We start from the raw sequence: 4,585 nt of genomic DNA on the forward strand, positions 1-4,585 counted from the left end.
CCGCTGGGCCGGGCCCGGCAGACGGCCGCCGCGGCGGCGCGCACGCTGGGCCTCCCCGTCCACGTGCACGACGGTCTGATCGAGACCGACTTCGGTGCGTGGGAGGGGCTGACCTTCCGCGAGGCGGCCGCACGCGACCCCGAGCTTCATGCCCGTTGGCTGAGTGACGTCGACATTGCACCGCCCGGCGGAGAAAGCTTTGCGACGGTCGCGGAGCGGCTCGCCGCGGCCAAAGCGGATCTGCTAGCTGAGTATCCGGGCGGACGGATCCTCGCGGTGTCGCATGTGACGCCGATCAAGACACTGTTGCGCGATGCGCTCGGGGTGGGACCGGAGTTGTTGTTCCGGTTGCATCTGGACCTGGCCTCCCTGTCGGTGGCTGAGTTCTACCCGGACGGCGGGTCGGTGGTGCGCCTGGTCAATGACACTGCGCACCTCGACACCGCGCACCTCGGCTAGGGGTCGGGGGAAGAGCGGCTATCCTGGAGAGCGCGAACGAGCCGGCCGGGCGGCCGCGGCGACGGAACCGCGCGGAACTCCGCGCAGGCCGGAGTCGAGGAAAGTCCGGACTCCACAGAGCAGGGTGGTTGCTAACGGCAACCCGGAGTGATCCGCGGGACAGTGCCACAGAAAACAAACCGCCCGTTCCTTCGGGAGCGGGTAAGGGTGAAACGGTGCGGTAAGAGCGCACCAGCGTCGCGGGTGACCGCGACGGCTCGGTAAACCCCACCCGGAGCAAGGCCGAAGTCCGCACCGCCTGCGGTGCGGGTGCGCGAGTGTACGAGGACGGCTGGTCCGAGCTCGCGGGTTGGCTGCATGAGGCACCCGGTGACGGTGTGTCCAGATGGATGGTCGCCCCTGACCGGAAGGTCAGGACAGGATCCGGCTTATGCGCCGGCTCGTTCGCCCTCGGCGCTGCCGCGCCGCTGGGGTCCCGCTGCTGGGGCCCCGCCGACAAGGAAGGTTCCTGGTGGCTGACCGCAGACTCGTCGCGCCCGGCCTCGACTTCGACCGGTTACGCGCGGAACTCGACATTACTGCCGACTTTCCGGCCGCGGTGACCGCGGAGGCCGCTGCGGTGACCGACCGCTATGCCGCTCGGCGCGTGGACCGCCGGGATCTGGAGCTGGTGACCGTGGACCCGCCCGGCTCCAAGGACCTCGACCAGGCGATGCGTCTGGTGCCCGACGGCGACGGCTATCTGGTGCACTACGCGATCGCCGACGTGGCCGCGCTGGTCACACCGGGGAGCGCGCTGGATGTGGAGAGTCGCCGACGCGGAGCGACCATTTACTTCCCGGACGGGAACGTGCCGTTGCACCCGCGGGTGCTCTCCGAAGGGCTCGGTTCACTGCTTCCCGATCAGGATCGGGCGGCCGTGCTGTGGACGGTGCACGTCACCGGCGACGGCGAGGTCGCGTCCTGTGCGGTGGAACGGGCAACGGTCCGATCGCGTGCCCGGCTTGACTACGGCGGTGTGTACGACGACATCGTCGCCGGTACCCCACATCCGTCGATCGCGGGCTTGCGCGATTTCGGGGAACTCCGGCAACAATGGTCGCTGGCCCGCGGTGCGGTGATGCTGGAGTTGCCCGATCAGGAGGTCGCGCCGCACCGTGACCCCAGAGCTGGCCGCCATTGGGATTTGCGCCTGGCCCCGCGCACCCCGGCGGATGGCTGGAACGCGCAGGTCTCCTTGCTGGTGGGGATGTGCGCCGGAACGATGATGGCGCGCGCGGATATCGGATTCTTGCGCACCTTGCCCGGAGCCGGCGGTGCGGCGGTCGCTGAGCTGCGGCGTGCCGCTGACTCCCTGGGCGCCACCTGGCCCAGTGAGCTCACGCCGGGACAGTTCCTCGCAACCCTCGCACCAGACGAACCGTCGACCCTCGCGCTGATGACGGCCGGTGCGCGACTAATGCGCGGTGCGGGCTACCGGTCGCTGCCGCCGGAGGTGCCGGTCGAGCAGGCCGCGCTGATCCACGCCGGTGTCGGCGGGCTGTATGCGCATGTCACGGCTCCGCTTCGCCGGCTGGCCGATCGCTTCGCCACGGAGGTGTGCCTATCGGTGGCGGCCGGGGAGCAGGTCCCCGACTGGGTGCGCGCCGCACTGCCCGGGCTCGGGAAGGTGATGCGCAGTGCCGACGCGATCGGTGCGACGGCCAACCGGCGCAGCATCGACCTCGCCGAGGCTGCGGTGCTGGCCGACCAGGTGGGCTCCCGCTTCGCGGCCATCGTGCTGCGCCCGGCGACCGAGAAGCGTGAGGCGGAGATCTTCGTAGCCGAACCGGCGATCATCGCGCCCTGTGCGGGAGCACCGGCCGCCGGTCAGCGTTGCACGGTCGAGGTGGTGGCGGCCGATGCGACGACCGGCACCGTGGGATTCGCCGCTAGGTGACCTGTTCAGCCGCGCCGAAGGACATCGCGAGGTGGTCGATGGACGATGACATCAGTGCGTGCCGGCTCAGGCGCAGACCGGCCAGTTCTTGACCGATCCGATGGTCGCCCAGGGCTAGCCGGGCGCCGCCAATCCGGGTCTGCGTCTGGCCGATCTCGGTGATCTGCCAGGGGATCAACCGGACGATACGGTCGAGTTGGGAGTACACCTGCAAGGTGGTGTCGGCGGTCATCGAGGACGCTTTCAGCCCGGGACGCACGGTGAGGTCGGCAATCAACGCGCCATCCTGGCTGACCCGTCCGCGCTTGACTGGACTGTCGTGATCGACGTCGAAGTCGGCCATGATCTTGGGGAATCCCCAAATCTCCCGCCCGGCGGCCAGGGTGAACGCGCCGTCGACGGGGAGGCGGTGCACCACCGCGCGCGCATCGCCGCGGAACAGGGCCTTCATGCTGCTCCCGGGGCCGGAACCGGCGCTGGCGGTGACCGGAAAGCAGACGCCGAACTCGTGGTACGGGCCGAGGTCGCCGTCGACGTAGTCGATGAAGACGAGCATGCACAGTCCGCGGCCGGGGCGTACCTGGATCGGACGCAGTGCGACGAGCGGATCGCCAGCCGCCGCGATGGCTGTCGCGATGGCGATGGCGTCGGCGGTGAAGGCGCCAACGAAGCAGCGCGCGTGCCGGATCTGCACCGGCAGGGTCACCGTCTGGCCCGATACCTCGTATTCATGGTGGGTCACGCGTTCCACCCTAAATCAAAACTAGAACCCGTTACAGTTTCTTTTATGAGTCTGTCAGGGAAATCCATTCTGGTCACCGGTGGCGGCAGCGGTATCGGCGCCGGAATCGCCGCGAAGCTCGCCGCGGAAGGCGCGGCGGTCACGGTGGTCGGCCGCACCGCCCAACGGCTCGCAGCCGCGGCAGCATCGATCGCCGAAGCGTATCCGGACGCGCCGCCGGTGCGGGTGCACGTCGCCGACATCACCGATGAGGAACAGACGGCCGGCGCTGTGGCCGCGGCGGCCCAGCACGGCGGTGGTCTGCACGGCACAGTCGCCTGCGCGGGTGGGAATGAGACCATCGGCCCGGTGACCCAGATCGATACGGCGGCCTGGAAACGCACCGTCGACCTCAACGTGAACGGAACCATGTTCACCGTCAAATACGCGGCGGCCGAACTGGTGCGGGCCGGTGGCGGTGCGATCGTCGCTATCTCGTCCATTGCGGCGAGCAATACGCACCGCTGGTTCGGGGCCTACGGGGTGACCAAATCGGCCGTGGATCACCTGGTCCGATTGGCCGCCGACGAGCTAGGTCCCAGTGGAGTACGGGTGAACGGCATTCGGCCGGGACTGATCCGCACCGACCTGGTCGCCCCGATCCTCACCAGTGCCGAACTCAGTGCGGACTACCAGGAAAACACGCCGCTCGGCCGGGTCGGTGAGACCTCCGACGTCGCCGATCTCGCGTCCTTCCTGCTCGGTGACTCCTCGACGTGGATCACCGGGCAGGTGATCAACGTCGACGGCGGTCAGTGCCTGCGCCGTGGCCCCGACTTCGCCTCGATGCTGGAGCCGATCTTCGGTGCTGACGGGCTGCGCGGCGTGGTGGAGCGCAGCGGGGCGGAAGGCAACTAACCCGGTCGATCAGCGCGTGCGGAGGTAGGCCTCGACAGCGGCGCGCCCGCGTGCTTCCTCACGCTCGTCTAGGCGGCCGAGAATGAAGACTGCGAGCGGAGGCAGGTCGGGAACCTGCGCGACCCGCTGGAGCTGCGTGCGGTTCACCACGGTGTCCTGGAAATCACCGAGCAGCGACTGGATTCGCGTCGCCGACTTCGCGGTCTTCCTGGCGGCGCGGTCGTTGACCTCGTGCACCACTCCGGCGGTGTATCGAACAGCCTTGGCGCGCTTACGGATTCGGTGCACTTGCTCGACCCACTCGGGTGACCACGGCTCCATCGTCGCGAGTTTCTGCTCCGCTTTGCGGAGTCGTTTGACCGCACTGGCGATGCCTTCGTCGGCGACCGTGCGCGCTCGGCGGTCCGCATCCGGGCCGGGGACCGGGCTCGCGATCAGTGCATCGAGACGATCGAGTAGCTGCAGGTACCGGGTCGTCGACATCGCATGGCGTGCCGACCGGATTGCGCGCTCATGGCGGGTGATCTCGACGTCGATCAGTGCGGTGT

Annotated in this window: 5 protein-coding genes and 1 other RNA gene; 4 read left to right on the forward strand and 2 right to left on the reverse strand. The window is 68.9% G+C overall.

The genetic code is table 11. From position 1 onward, the window contains the following. From WAW85_RS05030 to WAW85_RS05040, 3 genes are all read left to right on the forward strand, one after another. Positions 1–459, forward strand: a 459-nt coding sequence (locus tag WAW85_RS05030; protein ID WP_422558548.1) for a histidine phosphatase family protein, incomplete at its 5' end; no start/stop codon positions are given. A 37-nt stretch (positions 460–496) separates the two neighbouring features. Next, positions 497–906: RNase P RNA component class A (gene rnpB, locus WAW85_RS05035), an RNA gene on the forward strand. 64 nt (positions 907–970) lie between these two features. Further along, complete coding sequence (locus WAW85_RS05040) at positions 971–2,398, forward strand: RNB domain-containing ribonuclease (protein WP_422558549.1); 1,428 nt, start codon at positions 971–973, stop codon at positions 2,396–2,398. On the opposite strand, the gene WAW85_RS05045 is transcribed toward WAW85_RS05040, so the two are convergent. After that, positions 2,391–3,140, reverse strand: a complete 750-nt coding sequence (locus WAW85_RS05045) for an acetoacetate decarboxylase family protein (protein ID WP_422558550.1) — start codon at positions 3,138–3,140, stop codon at positions 2,391–2,393. The two genes, WAW85_RS05040 and WAW85_RS05045, sit on opposite strands and share 8 nt — an antisense overlap. 45 nt (positions 3,141–3,185) lie before the next feature. Between WAW85_RS05045 and WAW85_RS05050 the strand changes: the two genes are divergently transcribed. Further along, positions 3,186–4,037 carry an SDR family oxidoreductase gene (locus WAW85_RS05050; protein ID WP_422558551.1) on the forward strand — a complete coding sequence of 284 codons (852 nt, stop codon included), beginning with the start codon at positions 3,186–3,188 and terminating at the stop codon, positions 4,035–4,037. A 9-nt stretch (positions 4,038–4,046) separates the two neighbouring features. Here WAW85_RS05050 and WAW85_RS05055 read toward each other — a convergent pair. Beyond that, a partial coding sequence (locus tag WAW85_RS05055) for a CHAD domain-containing protein (protein ID WP_422558552.1) occupies positions 4,047–4,585 on the reverse strand: 539 nt, incomplete at its 5' end.

Source organism: Gordonia sp. (in: high G+C Gram-positive bacteria) (assembly GCF_049299075.1).
Taxonomy (GTDB): Bacteria; Actinomycetota; Actinomycetes; order Mycobacteriales; family Mycobacteriaceae; genus Gordonia.

What these genes read in the sequence shown, in the direction of transcription:
- WAW85_RS05050 (WP_422558551.1), top strand. Translation starts at nt 3,186, where the DNA reads ATGAGTCTGTCAGGGAAATCCATTCTGGTCACCGGTGGCGGCAGCGGT.